The following is a 17,021-nucleotide window of genomic DNA, read 5'->3' on the forward strand; positions in this document are numbered from 1 at the left end:
CCGTTTTTCTACATCATGAAAGCAAAGGCACCAGCGCGCTGACGCTCTGCTTGGCGTCGCCATAGAACATGCGCGTGTTCTCCTTGAAGAACAGCGGGTTCTCGATACCGGAATAGCCGGTTCCCTGGCCGCGCTTGGAGACGAAGACCTGCTTTGCCTTCCACACTTCGAGCACCGGCATGCCGGCGATCGGAGAGTTTGGATCCTCCTGCGCCGCCGGATTTACGATGTCGTTCGAGCCGATGACGATGACGACGTCGGTGTTCGGGAAATCGTCGTTGATCTCGTCCATTTCCAGGACGATGTCGTAGGGCACCTTGGCTTCGGCAAGAAGCACGTTCATATGGCCCGGCAGGCGGCCTGCAACGGGATGGATGGCAAAACGCACGGTCTTGCCGGCTGCGCGCAGCTTGCGGGTCAGTTCCGACACCGCGGCCTGCGCCTGCGCCACCGCCATGCCGTAGCCCGGGACGATCACGACGCTGTCGGCTTCGTTGAGAGCTGCGGCAACGCCTTCGGCATCGATCGCCACCTGTTCGCCGCTGATTTCCATTGCCGGGCCGCTTGTGCCGCCAAAACCACCGAGGATGACCGAAACGAAGGAGCGGTTCATCGCCTTGCACATGATGTAGGACAGGATCGCACCCGAAGAGCCGACCAGCGCACCGGTGACGATCAGAAGATCATTGCCGAGCGTAAAGCCGATCGCCGCTGCCGCCCAGCCGGAATAGCTGTTGAGCATTGAAACTACAACCGGCATATCGGCGCCGCCGATGCCCATGATCAGATGATAACCGATGAAGAAGGCCAGCAGCGTCATCAGCACCAGCGTCCATGCGCCCGCGCCGTTGCAATAGAGGATGAGCAGAAGAATGGAGAGCGCCGCAGCCCCCGCATTGAGGATGTGCCCACCCGGCAGCTTCTTTGCCTTGCCATCGACCTTGCCGGCCAGCTTGCCGAAGGCAACCACCGAGCCGGTGAAGGTGACGGCACCGATGAAGACGCCAAGGAACACCTCGACCTTCATGATCGCCAGTTCCACCGGCGTCTTGTGCGCCAGAAGTGCGGCAAACCCGGTCAGCGCCGAGCGTGACGCTTCATCGAGAGACGCGACATGCGATTCTTCGATATGGGCGTTGAAGCCGATGAAGACGGCTGCCAGACCGACGAAGGAATGAAGTGCGGCAACGAGCTGCGGCATTTCCGTCATCTGCACGCGGCTTGCCACGAAGTGGCCGAGAACCGCCCCGCCCGCCAGCATTACCAGCACGATGAACCAGTTGCCGACATCCGGTCCGAAAACCGTAGCGATGATGGCGAGTGCCATGCCGGTGATGCCGTACCAGACGGCGCGTTTGGCGCTTTCCTGGCCGGAGAGACCGCCGAGCGAAAGGATGAAAAGAACCGCAGCGGCAACATAGGCCGCCGAAACAATACCAAGTGTCATGATTATCCCCTCACCCGGCTCAAGACTTCTGGAACATGGCAAGCATGCGCCGTGTCACGAGGAAGCCACCCACGATATTGATCGTCGCAATCAGCACCGAGAGTGCCGCCAGAATGACGACTAGCCAGTTGCTCGAACCGACCTGCAGCAAAGCCCCCAGGATGACGATGCCCGATACGGCATTCGTCACCGCCATCAACGGCGTATGGAGAGAATGGCTGACATTCCAGATGACCTGGAAGCCGATGAAGCATGCCAGAACGAAGACGATGAAGTGGCTCATGAAGCTTGCAGGCGCATAAACGCCGACGAGAAGAAGCAGTGCCGTGCCCACAGCCAGAAGAGCGACCTGATTTCTGGTCTGCGTTTTGAACAGCGTGATTTCCTGCGCCCGCTTTTCCGCAGGCGTTAGCTCCTTGGCTTTCTCCTTCGGCTTCTTCGCGGCAATGGCCTTGATCTTCGGCGGCGGCGGCGGATAGGTAATCTCACCCTTATAGGCAACCGTCGCACCACGGATGACATCGTCTTCCATGTTGTGCACGACCTGCCCATCCTTGCCTGGCGTCAAATCGGCCATCATGTGGCGGATATTGGTGGCATAGAGCGTGGAGGCCTGGGCCGCCATGCGGCTTGGGAAATCCGTATAGCCGATGACGATCACACCGTTGTCCGAAACGATGCGTTGATCGGGAACGGTCAGATCACAGTTCCCGCCGCGTTCCGCAGCAAGATCGACGATGACGGAGCCCGGCTTCATTGCCGCGACCATATCGGCGAGCCAGAGCTTTGGCGCATCGCGACCCGGGATCAGCGCCGTGGTGATGACGATGTCGATCTGCGGCGCAAGCTCGCGGAATTTGGCCAGTTGCTTCTCGCGGAATTCAGGCGATGACGGAGCGGCATAACCGCCGGTCGCAGCACCATCCTGCTGCTCGGCGAAATCGAGATAGACGAACTCAGCGCCCATGGACTCGATCTGCTCCGCCACTTCCGGGCGCACGTCGAAGGCATAGGTAATCGCGCCAAGCGACGTGGCGGTGCCGATCGCGGCAAGACCCGCAACACCTGCACCGATGATCAGAACCTTGGCTGGCGGCACCTTGCCCGCCGCCGTCACCTGTCCGGTGAAAAAGCGGCCGAAATTGTTGCCTGCCTCAATGACGGCACGGTAGCCGGCGATGTTTGCCATGGAAGACAGGGCATCCATCTTCTGGGCGCGCGAAATGCGCGGCACCATGTCCATGGCGATGACAGCGGCACCCCTGTCCTTTGCCTGGTGCAGAAGCGTTTGGTTCTGCGCCGGGTAGAAGAAGGAAATCAACGTCTTGTCCGGCGAAAGCCGATCGATCTCGGAGTCTTCCGGCGGGCGAACCTTGGCGATGATATCGGAACCCGAGTAAAGCGCATCTGCGCTCTCCACCACGGTCACGCCCGCTGCTCGATAGGCCTCGTCGGAGAAACCGGCAGATTTGCCAGCCCCGGTTTCGATGAGGCATTCATAGCCCAGTTTCTGCAAGGCCTGAGCGCTATCCGGCGTCATCGCGACGCGCGCTTCGCTCTCATATATTTCTCTCGGTGCACCTAGTCTCAAAAGTCCCTCCCTTTAAACCCGAAACACTGCAATGACGTCGTCTCATATCGACCCCGGCATCGGCCCGAAAATCGACGTCGATTTTTGGACGGCACAATGCGTAGGCTCAAAATGGAGAGCGGCCTTTGTGCGTCCTAACGGACTTAAGACGCTCTCGTTGATGACGGTATTAACACAGTCGCGAGTGCCGCCAAGGCCGCTACAGCCGCAAATATGTAAAAGTTCCATTCAGGCGCAAGATTTGTGCTGGCGATGAAGCCGCCGAGCAGCGGGCCTGTCAGCGCGCCGATACGGGAGAAGCTCAGCGCAAAACCCGTGCCCGCCGAACGGATTGTGGGATCAAGCCGCTGCGCCAGAAATCCGGTAAGAATGAGGGACGCAGACACCGTGCCGAAACCGGCTATGGCGACGAAGACGTAGTTCAGCAGAATGGAACTCTTGAAGGTGAGTGCGGCAATGCCGATGGCACCGACCAGATAGGAGAGCGCGACCGTGCGCTTGATCCCGAACCTGTCGGCCCATGTGCCGAGCACGATACCACCAATGGCCGAGGACAGGCTGAAGACCGCGAGGAACAGCAGGCTATCGCCCAAATCGTAGCCGTTCTTGCGCATGATCTGCGGCAGCCACTGCGCCAGGCCATAGACGAGAAGAAGCCCGAGAAACAGACCGACCCAGAAGCAGATCGTCTCAAAGGCCTTGTCGCGGGCAAAGATGGTTTTCAAAACAGCCGACCAGCCCGGGCCTTTCGGGTTTTTTTGAACGGTCTTCGGAACGGCGATACCCATGCGCCTTGCCGTTTCAGCAGCCTCTTTTTGCTTGCCGCGCAAGACGAGGCTTTCGACCGATTCTGGCAGCAGGAAATAGAAAACCGGCACGACGAGAAGCGGTGCTGCACCAAAGAGAACGATCACGCGCCAGCCATAATCTGCGAGAAAGCCACGGCTGAAAAGCGCCGCCGCCAGAATGCCGAGCGAGTAACCGGAATACATCAGGCCATAATTGAAGCTCTTGCGGCTTTTGGGCGAGTACTCCACCGTGAGCGCCGCAGCAACGGGAATGATGCCGCCAAGGCCGAGACCGGCGACGAAGCGACTGACCGCAAACCAGAACGGTGTCGGTGCCAGAGAGGTCAAGATCATGCAAGCGGCAAACAGGCTGAGGCAGCCCATGAAGAGCGGCTTGCGCCCGTAGAGTTCGCTCAGCGTGCCAACGATGATGCCGCCGATCAGCATGCCGATCACGGTGTAACTTCCCATAGCGCCCAGTTCGAGCGGCGTCAGTTTCCAGACTGGATCGGTTGCAAGGGCAGGAAGAATGGCGCCGAGAACACCGACGTCGTAGCCTTCCGCGAAAATAGCGAACCAGCAGAGCGCCACCACCAGCAGGCTCTTGCGCGATGAGATTTCTGCAGGCTTCGCTGCAGCATGAGACGGTCGTCCGATGGACTGTGTCATGACAAAGTTCCCCCTTTTGCACGAGGCCAGGCCCCGCGCATTCGACACGAATTGAAATTGTGAAATGGGGACGGTCACCCTTCCCAGGGCGCCGCCGTTCTTATGGTTATAGCGTCGCGGCCAAGGTTCAGAGCGTCGCGACGGTCTTCAGGGCGCCATCGAGCGCAATCCCCTGCTCATCCAGAAGTGCTGCCTGCCGCAGACGTCGCATCCAGGCAGCCCCATCCTCACGATCGCGCAGCAAGGGCAGCGCCGACATAACGCGATCGAATTTGGACAGGCCACGCGAATGCGTATCCGAATAACCCTTCACCAGACGGCGGTTACCAAGGACCTCCACAGCGAGATCGTAATTGGCGGCCAAGACCTCTTCCGCTTTTTGAATCCAGGCATCGCGGTGAGCAACTTCGATATGGTGGCGCAAGCTGCCCCGGCGGAAGCGTCGCAAAGCGGACGTGGAGTAAAGCCCGAGAAACCAGAACAGAGTGCCGGTCTTCACGCGCCTGCCCTTGTCGATACGGCGATTGAGGAAAGCGAAGAGTTTCGGGCTGTTTTCGATCCACTGGCCAAGCCTGCGTGGAAGCGTGCCGCACACTTCTTCCATGCGCGGATGCATGTATTCCGTCGTGTAGAGCAGCTGATCGCCCTTGACGCCGACTTCCTTGCGCACGCGCTCGAAGCGGGCGGAACGTGTTTTCAGATCTGCGACACGGATGACGTCATCATAGGCCATGGCGACAGCCAGATACTTCGCCGCCTGCGTTGTGAAAGCATAATCCCTGTCTGCGCCACCTTCGGCGGCATCTACCTTATGAAGCGAGGCCACCCTTGTCAGGTACTCGTCTGCGTAAGCCGGATCCTGAAACTCCGTCAGCTTCTTCACACCGGCATAGAGCATGGAATGCGCGTTTGGCGGAAACTCCGTGCGAATGCGACCAATGAGTTTATCCAGCGCGGGATGTCCGGCGGAAGCGGGCAGCTCTTCCAGCTTCTTGATGGGGGTGGCGGAAAGCTTGTCATTCTCGCCCTTGGTCGCCCGCTCGTGAGCAGCGTTGAAGGCGCGAAGGCTGGCCTCGATCCCCTTGCCGCCAGATTTGATCGTCTCTTCGAAGACATCCTTGGAAAAGGGCAGCGCCTTGGAGGCCGCCAACGCACCGAAAAGCGCAGACGACACGACGCTGCCATTCTTCACCGCCAGGGTATCCATGTCGAAAGCGATCGTCTTCTTGGCGGCAAAGTCCGTCGCATCGACCACGACTGTGGGATCACCGATACCATCGCCCGGCTTTTCCTTTTCCCCAACCGCGTAAGAGCGATGAGTTGAAGCGATCAGCAATGTCTTGTCGGGCGTGACAAGGCCGCGAATGACCGAGCGGCCAGCCTCCATCAATTCGGCGGCAATGACGATATCGACGTCGCCGGGTGTCGGCATCAAAGACAGGATCGGCTTTTCGCCCTCACGGGCCTTGAGCAATTCGAGATAGTAGATGGTTGCGCCCGTGCGCTGGGCAACACCTGGGACCGAGGTCGTCTGAGCAACCCATCCCTGGCCCTCGGCAAGCGATATGATCCAGTCCGCCAGGACACCGCCGCCCTGGCCACCCATGGCGAGGATGGCGATCGAAAGCGGCTTGTCGGCGGAAAGGACGGACGAAAAATCTGTTTGCAGGCTATCCATGATGATCTTCCCTCCTTACGCCGGAAACACAACGCGCGACGCGTTTCTGCGCTTTTGCAGCCACTGGATGACCGCCGACCGCAGGCGATAGAGAAACCTGTCGATCTTTGTCGGATTGTGGATGACATCGGCCCGGTAGAAGGATGGGCAGAGCACCGCGGCTTCCGAGACTTCCCCGCAGTTCCCGCAACCGACGCAGGAGTTATCGATCGCCGCGACCGGATCGTCCTTCAGCGGATCGTCGGTATGCTTGACGGAAAGCGACGGACAGCCGGACAGCCGGATGCAGGCGTGATCGCCGGTGCAGACATCCTCATCCACGCCGAAGCGTTCCTTCACCATGCGCTTGCCGTCCTTCACCGCCTTGGCGAATTGCGGCTTTACGCGGCGCTGCTTGTTCAGCATGCATTCGGAGGAAGCGACGATGATCTTCGGACCCTTCTCGTCCGTCGTCAGCGCCTCTTTCAACGTGTCGCGCATCTTCGCCACGTCATAGGTGCGGTCGATCTGCTTGACCCAGGTGGCGCCGATGCCCTTCACCGCCTTGACGATCGAATTGTTGGTCTTGCGGTTGGGATTGTCGGCGCGTGACGACAGGACGTCCTGCCCGCCCGTTGCGGACGCATAGTAATTGTCTACGATGATGGTGACACCGTCCTGTTTGTTGAAGACGGCATTGCCGACGGAGGTGGCAAGACCATTGTGCCAAAAACCACCATCGCCCATGACCGAAATAGAGCGCTTGTCGGCCTCAACATTGAAGGCCGAGGCCGAGGCAGGGCCAAGGCCGTAGCCCATCGTTGTGCCGCCAATATTGAAGGGCGGCAGGATGGAGAAGAGGTGGCAGCCGATATCGGCCGATACATGGTGCGGTCCAAGTTCCTTCTCGACCAGTTTCATCGCAGCGAAGATGGGCCGCTCGGGACAGCCGGTGCAGAAACCAGCCGGACGGGCCGGCACGACGTCCGCCAGAGCCCTCACCTTCGGATCGCTCAACACGGCGGAAGGATCGGGAACTGGTGGGCGATTGCCGAGAAGCTGCGGCGCATTGACCTCAAGAAACCCGGTCAGCCCCTTGATCAGTACCGACGTCGTATACTCGCCGCCCATGGGCAACAGGTCTTTGCCGGAGACCTTGGTCTGGATGTCGCGACGGCGCATCAGCGTGTGGAGCGCCTGTTCGATATATTCAGGCGCGCCCTCCTCCACCATCAGCACCGCTTTCTTACCAGCGGCAAACGCGATGATTTCGTCATCGATCAACGGGTAGGAGACATTCATGACATAGAGCGGGATGCGGCTGTTGCCGTAGACATCGGCAAGGCCCAGATGCTGGAGCGCCCGCATGGTGCTGTTGTAGAGACCGCCCTGAAGGATAAGACCAACCTCGCCTTCGGATGGACCGAAGAACTCGTTCAACCGGTTGGTTTTGACGAACTCGACTGCCGCTGGCCAACGACGCTCCAGCTTGTCCTTCTCGTGCTGGAAGGACGCGGGCGGCAGAACGATGCGGTTGAGATCGCGCACCGGATTTTCCAGCGCCTGCTTCAGCGTGTAGGACGGACGCTTGTTGTCCTTGGCAACGAACTGGCCATGAACGTGACAGCTGCGGATACCAACCTGCAGCATGACCGGCGTGCTGGACGCTTCGGAAAGCTCGAAGCCCTTTTCGACGGCATCGACGATGGAGGTCAAATTCGGACGCGGCGTCAAAAGCCACATCTGCGATTTCATCGCAAAGGCGTGGCTGCGCTCCTGCATGATGGAGGACCCTTCGCCATAATCCTCGCCGATGATGACAAGAGCGCCACCGGTCACTCCACCGGAGGACAGGTTGGAGAGCGCGTCGGAGGCCACATTGGTTCCAGCCGTCGACTTCCAGGTCACCGCACCGCGGACCGGATACATGACAGAGGCAGAGAGCATGGCCGCGGCTGCCGCTTCGGACGCCGAGGATTCAAAATGAACGCCCAGTTCCTCCATCACATCCTTGGCGTCCGCCAAGACATCCATGAGGTGGGAGATCGGCGACCCCTGATAGCCGCCGACATAGGACACGCCGGATTGCAGCAGCGCCTTGGTAATGGCGAGGATCCCCTCGCCGCTGAAGATTTCGCCTTCACCGAGCTTGAGATCTTCGACCTCGCGCGCAAATGACCGTTCGGCCATGGTGGTTCCCCTTATGACTATTACGCCTTTATATGCAAAATCATATTTCTACTTTCGAGCAGATGTCAACAGGAGAAGATTTAAGCCTAAAGTAATTGCAAAAACTCGATATTAAGCCTCGAAACTGCATATTTTTGCACGGCTATACAGGCAGAGCCATATGCATATGCACATTTCTTGCGCAGACCGGCGCCACAGCGCAACTTTTCCATCCCCGCGGCGCGGAGCCGACGCCAGCACAGGTGATTTTCTTTATGCTTGAAACATCATCGATTTGGGTAGGCGGCACAAAGGACGATTCCAAGGCTCGTCCTTACGGCTGTTCACGAGACCTTCAACCCTGTCGCGGTTCACCCGTCACGTGCGCGTCAAGACATGCCTCTGCTCTGTCGCAATGTCTGCGAGGGCGTTTCGCCGTACCTTTCACGATAGGCAAAGGCGGCACGGCCGAGATGGCCGAGACCGGAGGAAAAGACGGCGTCTGCGACACTGATATCGGCAGATGGCGCCAACAGGGTTTTGCGCAAAAGCTCCAGGCGTGCTTCCTGCACCGCCTCCATCAAGGTTTGCCCCCTGGCCTTTCGATAGCTGTCCTGGAGGGTGCGCAGTGGAACGCCCGCCGCCTCGGCAATATCGGCTGCGGTAATGGAACGCTCGGCATTGGCCCTGATATAGTCTTCGGCGCGCTGAACCGGTACGGGACCCGCATCTGGACTTGATCGTTGGAGAAGACCCTTGCGGTTATGCGACAGTCCACTCAACAGAAGGTTGATCAGCCCGTCCCGAAGCATGATCCGATAGGCTTCGGAAAAATGGCCTCTGTCCTTGGCGGCTCCTGACATCAGCAAGCTGTGCTGAAAGATTCCCTGCCCGATCCCGGAGGTCAGATCGATCGCCGGTTCGAACTCGATGCGCTCGGATCGCTCATGCGCCAGATTCTCGAAGTGGCTTTCCACCAGATCGCGCTCCAAAAGCACGATCAGCTTCTCGCATCCCTCCGCCCAACGCATGCGGGTCGAGAGCGTCGGGGACAGAAGTGTTGCCGTGCGGCCCTCTGCAACATGGGTCTCATCATTCCCGCAACGAACGACGGCAGTGCCCTTCACAGGAAGCTGCAGAAGAAAGAAGCGCGAGAGCTCGCCCGGATCGATCTCGACCGCGGATCCATAGGAGACGACATTGATGGAGTGGCCCGGCTCCTCCACCACATCGTGAACCGCGTGAAAGCCGCTTTTCCGACGTCCATCGACGAGCAGAAAATGCGGACAGAATATCCGTCCGATCGCTTCGCGCGCCTCGTCCACGTCATGGGTGTCCACCACAGGACGGGCGTCTGGCTGCTGCTTGCCGAAATCGATCATCAGTCACTCGCCGAAATGACAAAAGTGAAGTTTCAGACCGCCTGTCGCCGAAACTGGACAAATCCCTGCGCAATCTGGATTGCCGATTGGACCTGTTCGCCGGAACATCATCGAAAGTTTAAACATAAAACGAATGCGAAATCCATTCGCAAAGGGAACAAAAACATGAGTAGCGAGGAATTCCGCGCCGGCATGCGCAAGCTGACCGGCGGTGTCACCATCATCACCTCCATGGATGCAGAAGGCAACCGCTGCGGACTGACGGCCACGGCCGTCTGTTCGCTGTCGACCGAGCCTCCATCGCTTCTGGCCTGCGTCAACCGGTCGAGTTCGGTTGCCGCCGTGGTAGAGGCAAGCGGCGTCTTCGCCGTCAACGTTCTGTCACTCGATCAGCAGCCCGTGGCGGAAGTCTTTGCCGGGCGCGCTGGCCTCGTGCGTGAAGAACGCTTTGCCGCCGGCGAATGGATCAAGGGCATCATCACCGGCGCACCGGTCCTGTCCCAGACCTGCGTCTCCTTCGAATGCGAGATCGCCGAGGTCAAGGAATTCGGCACGCATCTGATCCTGATCGGCACCGTCGCCAAGACGCATTGCGCACCGGAAGACGACAATCCGCTGATCTACGGCAACGGCGCGTTTTTGACGGCAGCGGTTCCGCCGCAGGCCGCCGCCTGAAGCCACTCACAATTTTTGCTGACATTTGCAAGGAGACGACGATGCGCGGACTTCAAGGGAAAACTGCGATCATTTCCGGCGGCGCGACACTGATTGGCGATGGCATTGCCAAGGTGCTTGCCGGCTACGGCCTATCGGTGGTGATTGCCGATATCAATGACGAGGCCGGTCAGGCAGTGGCCGAGCGCGCGGGAGAGAAGGTCCACTTCATCCGCACCGACATCACCAGCGATGCCGACATCGGCGCGCTTGTGGAGAAGACGGTCGAAGCCAGCGGCCGCCTCGACTTTCTCGTCAACGTCGCCTGTACCTATCTCGACAATGGCGTTGAGACGAGCCGAACCGACTGGCTGAAGGCCTTCGACATCAACGTTGTCGGCTCGATCGCTCTCATGCAGGCAGCCCACAAGCACCTCGCCAAGAACAAGGGCGCCATCGTCAATTTCGGCTCGATCTCGTCGCGCGTCGCACAGACCGGACGTTGGGTGTATCCCGTTTCGAAGGCCGCGATCCTGCAATTGACCCGCAACCAGGCCATGGATCTGGCGCCTGACGGCATTCGCGTCAATGCCGTGTCTCCCGGCTGGACCTGGAGCAATGTGATGGTCGAGCTGACCAAGAACACTCGCGAAAAGGCAGACAGCGTCGCCAAGGATTTCCATCTGCTGGGACGCACCGGCAGCCCCGAAGAAGTGGCGGAGGCCGTGGCATTCCTCCTCTCCGACAATGCGAGCTTCATTACCGGCACCGATATTCGCGTCGATGGCGGCTACACCGCCATGGGACCGGAACGCAACGAGCCGGCTATCCCGCGTCTCATGGATTGAGCCGCGTCGAGATCAATAAACGGGAACATCACAGCGGAACTTGAGAAAACAGGGAGAATGAAATGACGAAGAAGCGCAGTTTCACCATTGTTGGCGGCGGCCAGTCCGGACTGCAACTTGCCTGTGGCCTGGTGGATGCGGGGCACGCGGTTCACATTGTACAAAACAGAACGGCAGACGAGATTGCCGCCGGTCGGGTTCTGTCCAGCCAGTGCATGTTCGATAACGCCTTGCAGAATGAGCGCGAACTCGGTCTGAACTTCTGGGGCGACAGCTGCCCCACCGTCGATTCGATCAACTTCGTTGTTCCGGCACCCGATGGCGGCAAAGCCATCGAATGGAACGGAAAGCTCGACAGCAAGGCCCAGAGTGTGGATCAGCGCGTCAAGATCCCGCGCTGGCTGACGGAATTCGAACATCGCGGTGGGCAGTTGACCATTCATGATGCCGGGATCGAAGACCTCGAAACCTATGCGCGGGAAAGCGATCTGGTGATTGTCGCCGCCGGCAAGGGCGATATCGCCAAGATGTTCGAGCGCGATCCGCAGCGCTCTCCCTATGACAAGCCGCAGCGCGCTTTGGCGCTGACCTATGTGAAGGGCATGGCGCCGCGCCCCGGCCACTCGGCGGTCAATTTCAATCTTATCCCGGGTGTGGGAGAATACTTCACCTTCCCGGCACTTACCACCACGGGCGCCTGCGACATCATGGTGTTCGAAGGCATTCCCGGCGGCCCGATGGACTGCTGGAGAGATGTGAACTCTCCAGACGCGCATCTTGAAAAATCGAAATGCATTCTCGACACCTTCCTGCCTTGGGAAGGGGAGCGCTGTACCAATGTGTCGCTCACGGATGACAATGGCCGCCTGGCAGGAGCCTTTGCTCCGACGGTGCGCAAGCCGATCGGCAAGCTGCCATCGGGTGCAACGGTCCTTGGCCTGGCCGACGCCGTCTGCCTCAACGATCCGATCACCGGGCAGGGTTCGAACAACGCATCGAAAGCGGCGAAATATTATATGGATGCCATCCTCGCCCATGGCGACAGGCCGTTCGACGACGCCTTCAAGCAGGCAACCTTCGAGGCCTATTGGGACTATGCGCAATATGTGGTCGGCTGGACGAATGCGCTGCTCGCGCCTCCACCCCCGCATGTGCTGAACATCATGGGCTCGGCCCAGGCCTATCCAGCACTGGCAAAGCGCATCGCCAACGGCTTCAACGATCCGCGCGACTTCTTCCCCTGGTTCGCCGTTCCGGAAGAGGCAGATGCCTATCTGACGAAGCTTGCCGCTTAAGGCTTTTCACGGGAAGACTGAGGCCACGCATCCGCGCGGCCTCAGTCTTCCAGCGGTTCTTTCGGCAGGCGACGATGGGTCGCGGCACTCAACGCCGCATGCTCGTAGATGCCGGTCATCAAATCGAGCGTGGTGGTGGCGTCTTCAAGACGATGGCGTAGCTCCGGCACGGATTGAACCGCCTTCGCCAAAAGCGAGGCGCGCACATCCGCATAGCGATCGGTCACCAGCTTGCCCTTCTCCGTCACGCTATAGACAACGCCCGACCGTCCGCTGCCGCTCTTTTGAACCAGACCGGCTGCGATCAGCTTGCGCAGGCTATACTGCATGTTGGGAATGTCTTCGCGATTGGCCAGTCGCGCCAGATCCTTGATCGATTTCGGCCGCTCATTCATGCGGATGATATGCAGCATGGCGTTTTCCGGACCACTCACCGCAAGATCGACCACTGAGCCTAGGCACTCGGCCTGCCATCGGCCAAAAGCCTCGAAGGCGCGCATCAACGCGAATTCGGCCTCCGCCAGATCGACTTCGACGGGCGTGCGGGCCAGATGCCAACGCCGGTCCAGTGCCGGGTCCTGATCCTGCTTTTCGTCGCCGCCCTTCTGCTTGCTCATCGATCTCGTCGCCCTGCTCTTGCTACAGCATCGCCCGAGAATCGAGCTCAATTTTCGGAAGGTACGATGCGTCGATTCAAAAAGGTAAAGCGTTCTTTTGCGTCCAGTAGGAGGCACAGCGCTTTAGTGCCTTTGTGAGGGCTCGATTGCCCATTGACAAGCTTCAAGTTTAAAATAGACTTTCTATTGTAAATTCTATTAGAAAAATGGGGAACCAACCATGACGGAGAACTCGACGTTCGCCGCCGGGCAGTTTTTGCTTGGCACATTCGCATCCAATTGCTCGGGCGGCATGTCGGTCACCAAAGTGCCGGAGCGCTGGGACAATAGCTGGAACAACAATCTGAAGCTCGCCCGCCTGCTGGATGATGCAGGGATCGACTTCATGCTGCCGATCGCCCGCTGGATCGGTTATGGCGGCGAGACGAATTTCCACGGCAACGTGCTGGAAACAATGACATGGGCTGCCGGATTGCTGGCCAGCACCCGCAACATCAATGTCTTCGCCACCATTCATACCGCCGCCAATCATCCGGCAGTGGTGGCAAAGCAGATCGCCACCATCGATCAGATCAGCAACGGTCGCGTCGGGTTGAACATTGTAGCTGGCTGGAACCAGCCGGAATATGAAGCGCTGGGGCTCAATCTCCCCGCCAATCACGAGAGCCGCTACGCCTATGCCGATGAGTGGTTCGATGTCGTCAAGGCTCTCTGGCAGAAGGAAGAGGCTTTCGATTACAACGGCACCTTCTTCCACCTGAAGAACATCCTCGGCGATCCTCGTCCTTCCCGCAAAATTCCTATTCTCAACGCGGCAGGCTCCGGCCAGGGCCGAGACTTTGCTCTGCGCAATGCCGATTTCCTCTTCACCCCGGCGATCGATCTCGGCCGTTCCCAAGTGGAAATTGCCGAACTGAAGGCGAAGGGCGCGGAAGCAGGTCGCAACAGGGGCGTACTGACCTTCTCGCATGTCGTCTGCCGTCCGACGGAAAAGGAAGCGACGGACTATCTACAGCATTTCGGCAAGGACAATGCCGACTGGGATGCCGTGGACAACCTGGTGAAGTTACAGTTCGCTCACGCCCACTCCTTTCCGCACGATCTTCTCGCTCTCATCAGGGATCGTATGGCAGCCGGCCATGGTGGCTTCCCGCTGGTCGGCACTCCGCAACAGGTGGCAGAGGGCCTGATCTCGCTACACAAGGCCGGGTTCGCTGGAACGACGCTCTCCTTCGTCGATTATGCCGAGGAATTCCCATATTTCCGCGACACAGTTCTTCCATTGCTGGAACAGGCAGGCATCCGTTTGCCTGTTGCGCAGCAGCACGCCGCTCTTGCGAGCTAAAGCCGCCGCGGTTTGCGGCTGCTTGCACTGAAAATAAGCCCTTAGCGCACCTCTCGTGAAAGCTTTGGGCATACGAACCCTAATTCCAAAGGTCGCAGGCGCCACCCCTGCGACCACTTATTTTAAGCCTAAAATAAAATTCGATATATGCATCTGCATACTTGACAGTCTCGATATCGAAAATTAGTTTAATCTTCAAATAAGAGCACATGACGGTGCACCCAAAGCCACGGAGGGTTACATGCGTATCGTTTGTATCGGTGGAGGCCCGGCAGGGCTCTATTTCAGCCTGCTGATGAAGAAGCTGCATCCCGAGCATCATATCCGCGTCGTCGAGCGCAACCGCCCCTATGACACATTCGGCTGGGGCGTCGTCTTCTCCGACCAGACCATGGCGTCCATGCAGAGGTGGGACAAGGAAAGCGCTGACGAAATCCAGCAGGCTTTCAACCACTGGGACGACATCGAGGTGCTCTTCAAAGGCACGCGCCAGCGCACAACCGGCCACGGCTTTGTCGGCATTGGTCGCAAGAAGCTTCTCAACATTCTGCAGAGCCGCTGCGAGGCGCTCGGCGTCGAACTCATTTTCGAAACCGATGCCGGCGGCGACCAGGATTTCCCCGATGCGGATCTGGTCATCGCATCGGATGGCTTCAACTCAAAGGTTCGCAACCGCTATCCGGACGTTTTCGAGCCGGATCTCGTCAAGCGCCCGAACCGCTACATCTGGCTCGGCACTAACAAGCTGTTCGACGCCTTCACCTTCGACTTCCGCAAGACCGATCACGGCTGGTTCCAGGCGCATATCTACAAATTCGATGAGAATACCTCGACCTTCATCGTCGAAACCACCGAGAAGGCTTACGAGGACCATGGCCTTGGCCAGATGACCCAGCAGGAATCGATCGATTTCTGTCAGAACCTCTTTGCTGAGACGCTTGAAGGCGCCGAGTTGATGACCAATGCGCGCCACATGGTCGGTTCCGCCTGGCTGAACTTCAACCGGCTGATCTGCGGCAAGTGGAGCCACTTCAACGGCAACTCCCATGTGGTGCTGATGGGCGACGCCGCTCACACCGCGCACTTCGCCATCGGCTCCGGCACGAAGCTTGCCATCGACGACGCGATCGAGCTTGCCAACCAGTTCAACAAGGCTGGCCACGGCAAGGATAGCATCGCCGATGTGCTGAAGACCTATGAAGACATCCGCCGCGTCGACGTGGCCCGCATCCAGAATGCCGCCCGAAACGCCATGGAATGGTTCGAAGTCGTCGGCGATCGCTACGCCGATACGCTCCCGCCGGAGCAGTTCATGTATTCCATGCTGACCCGCTCTCAGCGCATCAGCCACGAGAACCTGCGTCTGCGCGACAAGCAATGGCTCGAGGGTTACGAGCACTGGTTCGCCCGTCACTCGGGCCTTGCCGTCAAGGAGAACGAGCGCTGCCTGCCACCCATGTTCACACCCTATACGTCCCGCGGCACGACGCTGCCAAACCGCATCGTTGTCTCTCCCATGGCAATGTACTCGGCGACGGATGGTCTGCTCGACGATTTCCATATGGTCCATCTTGGCGCCCGTGCGCTCGGCGGTGTCGGTCTGGTCTTTGCTGAAATGACTTGCGTCTCTCCCGATGCGCGCATTACGCCCGGTTGCCTTGGCCTGTGGAACGACGAACAGACGAAGGGCTGGAAGCGCTTTGTCGATTTCGTTCACACCAATAGCGCCGCCAAGGTCGGCATCCAGCTTGGTCATGCAGGACGCAAGGGCGCAACCAAACGGGCTTGGGATGGTATCGATCAGCCTCTGGAGGAAGGCGGATGGCCGCTTCTCTCCGCCTCGGCGATCCCTTACCTGAAACACAGCACCGTTCCCAAGGCGATGGACCGCGCCGATATGGACCAGGTGAAGGCCGATTTCGTGGCCGCCACGCGGCGTGCGGCGCAAGCCGGCGCCGACTGGCTGGAATTTCACGCAGCCCACGGCTACCTGATCTCCTCCTTCCTCTCGCCGCTGACGAACCGACGCGAGGATGAGTACGGCGGATCATACGAAAACCGCGCTCGCTATCCGCTGGAAGTCTTCGCCGCCGTGCGCGAAGCCTGGCCGGACGACAAGCCGATCTCGGTTCGCCTGTCCTGCCATGACTGGACGGAAGGTGGAAATACGCCGGAAGATGCCGCGATCTTCGCCAGGATGTTCAAGGACGCAGGCGCAGACCTGATCGACTGCTCATCAGGCCAGGTCTGGAAAGAGGAAAAGCCGGTCTATGGACGCCTGTTCCAGACGCCCTTCTCCGACAAGATCCGCAACGAGATCGGTATTCCAACCATTGCCGTCGGCGCCATTTCCGAGGCAGACCACGCCAATTCGATCATCTCCGCAGGCCGTGCCGATCTCTGCGCCGTGGCGCGTCCTCATCTGGCCGATCCTGCGTGGGCCTTGCACGAGGCGGCGAAGATCGGCCTGAAAAACGTGCCCTGGCCGAAACAATATATGTCCGGCAAGTTCCAGTATGAGGCGAACCTCGAACGCGCCACCGCGGGCAAGTGAGAGCG

Annotated in this window: 12 protein-coding genes; 5 read left to right on the top strand and 7 right to left on the bottom strand. The window is 59.2% G+C overall.

Going from position 1 to position 17,021, the window contains the following annotated elements:
• Nucleotides 1-13 precede the first annotated feature (13 nt).
• From PVA19_RS21010 to PVA19_RS21035, 6 genes are all read right to left on the bottom strand, one after another.
• The gene (locus PVA19_RS21010) at nt 14-1,447 is read right to left on the bottom strand and encodes an NAD(P)(+) transhydrogenase (Re/Si-specific) subunit beta (protein ID WP_274104072.1); all 1,434 of its coding nucleotides are present in this window, start codon (nt 1,445-1,447) and stop codon (nt 14-16) included.
• Nucleotides 1,448-1,466: 19 nt separating this feature from the next.
• On the bottom strand, nt 1,467-3,038 hold the full coding sequence (locus tag PVA19_RS21015) for a Re/Si-specific NAD(P)(+) transhydrogenase subunit alpha (RefSeq protein ID WP_274104073.1): 1,572 nt from the start codon (nt 3,036-3,038) through the stop codon (nt 1,467-1,469).
• A gap of 143 nt (nt 3,039-3,181) precedes the next feature.
• Nucleotides 3,182-4,495, bottom strand: coding sequence for an MFS transporter (locus PVA19_RS21020; RefSeq protein WP_274104074.1), 1,314 nt, complete (start codon nt 4,493-4,495; stop codon nt 3,182-3,184).
• A 127-nt stretch (nt 4,496-4,622) separates the two neighbouring features.
• Entirely contained in the window at nt 4,623-6,173 is a 1,551-nt protein-coding gene (locus PVA19_RS21025) for an indolepyruvate oxidoreductase subunit beta family protein (protein WP_113225938.1), read from the bottom strand.
• Between the two features lie 15 nt (nt 6,174-6,188).
• Nucleotides 6,189-8,342, bottom strand: coding sequence for an indolepyruvate ferredoxin oxidoreductase subunit alpha (locus PVA19_RS21030; RefSeq protein WP_274104075.1), 2,154 nt, complete (start codon nt 8,340-8,342; stop codon nt 6,189-6,191).
• Between the two features lie 368 nt (nt 8,343-8,710).
• Nucleotides 8,711-9,703, bottom strand: coding sequence for an AraC family transcriptional regulator (locus PVA19_RS21035; RefSeq protein WP_274104076.1), 993 nt, complete (start codon nt 9,701-9,703; stop codon nt 8,711-8,713).
• Between the two features lie 165 nt (nt 9,704-9,868).
• Between PVA19_RS21035 and PVA19_RS21040 the strand changes: the two genes are divergently transcribed.
• The 3 genes from PVA19_RS21040 (at nt 9,869) to PVA19_RS21050 (ending at nt 12,500) form a co-directional block, all read left to right on the top strand.
• Nucleotides 9,869-10,378 carry a flavin reductase family protein gene (locus PVA19_RS21040; RefSeq protein WP_062427690.1) on the top strand — a complete coding sequence of 170 codons (510 nt, stop codon included), beginning with the start codon at nt 9,869-9,871 and terminating at the stop codon, nt 10,376-10,378.
• Between the two features lie 41 nt (nt 10,379-10,419).
• Nucleotides 10,420-11,205 carry an SDR family oxidoreductase gene (locus PVA19_RS21045; RefSeq protein WP_274104077.1) on the top strand — a complete coding sequence of 262 codons (786 nt, stop codon included), beginning with the start codon at nt 10,420-10,422 and terminating at the stop codon, nt 11,203-11,205.
• A 62-nt stretch (nt 11,206-11,267) separates the two neighbouring features.
• A complete protein-coding gene (locus PVA19_RS21050) occupies nt 11,268-12,500 on the top strand; it encodes a styrene monooxygenase/indole monooxygenase family protein (RefSeq protein ID WP_274104078.1) in 1,233 nt (410 codons plus the stop codon).
• A 41-nt stretch (nt 12,501-12,541) separates the two neighbouring features.
• Here PVA19_RS21050 and PVA19_RS21055 read toward each other — a convergent pair whose 3' ends face one another.
• Nucleotides 12,542-13,117: a winged helix DNA-binding protein gene (locus tag PVA19_RS21055; protein ID WP_062445153.1), complete on the bottom strand. Its 576-nt coding sequence runs from the start codon at nt 13,115-13,117 to the stop codon at nt 12,542-12,544.
• A gap of 220 nt (nt 13,118-13,337) precedes the next feature.
• Here PVA19_RS21055 and PVA19_RS21060 point away from each other — a divergent pair, with 220 nt between their 5' ends.
• Nucleotides 13,338-14,462, top strand: a complete 1,125-nt coding sequence (locus tag PVA19_RS21060; RefSeq protein WP_274104079.1) for an LLM class flavin-dependent oxidoreductase — start codon at nt 13,338-13,340, stop codon at nt 14,460-14,462.
• A 241-nt stretch (nt 14,463-14,703) separates the two neighbouring features.
• Nucleotides 14,704-17,016 (top strand): bifunctional salicylyl-CoA 5-hydroxylase/oxidoreductase, encoded by a 2,313-nt coding sequence (locus PVA19_RS21065; RefSeq protein ID WP_274104080.1) that lies wholly within the window; start codon nt 14,704-14,706, stop codon nt 17,014-17,016.
• The last annotated feature ends 5 nt before the right edge of the window (nt 17,017-17,021 follow it).

This window comes from Agrobacterium sp. CNPSo 3708, assembly GCF_028674915.1.
Classification (GTDB): domain Bacteria; phylum Pseudomonadota; class Alphaproteobacteria; order Rhizobiales; family Rhizobiaceae; genus Agrobacterium; species Agrobacterium cavarae.